The organism is Sphingopyxis granuli NBRC 100800 (assembly GCF_001591045.1).
In the GTDB taxonomy this organism is placed as follows: Bacteria; Pseudomonadota; Alphaproteobacteria; order Sphingomonadales; family Sphingomonadaceae; genus Sphingopyxis; species Sphingopyxis granuli.
In genome coordinates this window covers 1-1651 of record NZ_BCUA01000168.1, presented here as the reverse complement: position 1 = coordinate 1651, position 1651 = coordinate 1, and the positions used below count along the sequence as shown (strand labels likewise).

Sequence of the window (1651 nt, the reverse complement as noted above, 5' to 3'; positions counted from 1 at the left end):
CGGCGGGAAGCGATTTCGCGGCGGGCGCGCTGCTGCTCGACGCCGGCACGGAACTGACGCCGCGCGCGATGATCGTCGCCGCCGCGGCCGACACCGCGCAGGTGGCGGTGATCCGGCAACCGCGCATCGCGATCGTCGGCACCGGCGACGAGCTGGCACCGCCGGGCCGCGCGCTGGAGCGCGAGGATGCGATTCCCGAAAGCGTGACCTTCGGCGTCATGGCGATGGTGCAGGCGCAGGGCGCGCTGGTCGCGAGCCGCGCGACGGGCGTCGACGACCTGCCGGCGCTCGAGGCGCTGGCCGACCGCGCGCTCGATCAGGCCGACGTGGTGATCGTCACGGGCGGCGCATCGGTGGGCGAACGCGATTTCGCCAAACCGATGTTCGCGCCGCACGGGCTGGACCTGCTGTTCGCCAAGGTCGCGATCAAGCCCGGCAAGCCCGTGTGGCTGGGCCGGGCGCGCGGCCGATGGGTGCTGGGCCTGCCGGGCAATCCGACGTCGGCGATGGTCACGGCGCGGCTGTTCCTGGTGCCGCTGCTCGCGCAGTTGCAGGCGCGCGGCGTCGAGCGGGCGCTGCGCTGGCGGACGCTTCCGCTCGCCGCCCCGCTTCCCGCGACGGGCTCGCGCGAAACCTTCGCGCGCGCGCGATGGGACGAGGCGGGCCTGACGCCGCTCGGCAATCAGGACAGCGGCGCGCAGGCGGCGCTCGCCGTCGCCGACTGCCTGATCCGCTGCCCGCCGGACCAGGCGGCGCTGGAGCCCGGCGCACCGGTCAGCGCGCTGGCGTTCTGATCCGCGCTTCGGCCGCCGCCAGCGCCGCCGCATCGTTGATGTTCGCAAAGGGATCGGGCCCGGCGGCATCCCACGCCACCTCGACCATCCCGACCTCTCCGGCAAAGCGCCGCAACGACTGCCCTCCGCGCGCGACATAGGCGTCGAGCGCGGCGCTGTCGGGTCGCCACAGCGCGGCGGTGGGATGCAGCCGCCCGCGGCTGACGGGAAGCGCAGCGCCGTGGCCGTCCAGCGCCGACGACAGGCGCTCGACCAGATCGTCGGGCAGGAAGGGCATGTCGCAGCCGATCATCAGCACGGCAGCGCGGCGCTGCGCGCGCGCGTGGTCGAACGCGCTCGCCAGCGCGCTGATCGGCCCGATATCGCGGTGATCGTCGAACAGGAGCGGACAGCCGGTGCCCCAGTCGCCGTCACCCGGCCGCACCGCCAGCGCGACCGCATCGCCGTGGCGGCGCGCCCACGCCACCGCATGGTCGATCAGCCGCAGCTCGCCGAGCATCCGCGCGGGCTTGCCGCCGCCGATGCGCGCGCCGTCCCCGCCCGCCGCGATCACGATGGCGGGACGCTCAAAGGCCAAGGGACGGGACGGCGGCAAGAGGCATGGGAGCGGTCATCGCCTCGATCCTTCCACGCCCGGTCGGAGCGGTCAACGGCGCGTGGGCCATGGTGGTGGGTTCAGTGGAATCCGTCGTCATTCCCCCATCCGTCACGCTGAACTTGTTTCAGCATCCACGGTCCGCCTTTTCGGTTTACGCGGTGCTTGTCGGGGGGTCAGGTCATGGAATCCTTCAGGCAAGTAAGGAGCTGTTCCCCGGCGAAAGCCGGGGTCCAGATGGCACAGCGCTGCCGCGCGTGGA

3 protein-coding genes are annotated in these 1651 nt (G+C 73.2%); 2 read left to right on the top strand and 1 reads right to left on the bottom strand.

Annotated elements, in window-relative coordinates; all coding sequences use genetic code 11:
- Positions 1 to 794 (top strand): molybdopterin molybdotransferase MoeA (locus SGR02S_RS19205; RefSeq protein WP_067113822.1); only part of this gene is annotated, 794 nt, incomplete at its 5' end.
- Here the strand turns inward: SGR02S_RS19205 and mobA are convergent.
- A complete protein-coding gene (gene mobA / locus SGR02S_RS19200; protein ID WP_067113820.1) occupies positions 775 to 1371 on the bottom strand; it encodes a molybdenum cofactor guanylyltransferase in 597 nt (198 codons plus the stop codon). The two genes, SGR02S_RS19205 and mobA, sit on opposite strands and share 20 nt — an antisense overlap.
- Before the next feature lie 23 nt (positions 1372 to 1394).
- Between mobA and SGR02S_RS20450 the strand changes: the two genes are divergently transcribed.
- A partial coding sequence (locus SGR02S_RS20450) for a hypothetical protein (protein ID WP_218000149.1) occupies positions 1395 to 1651 on the top strand: 257 nt, incomplete at its 3' end.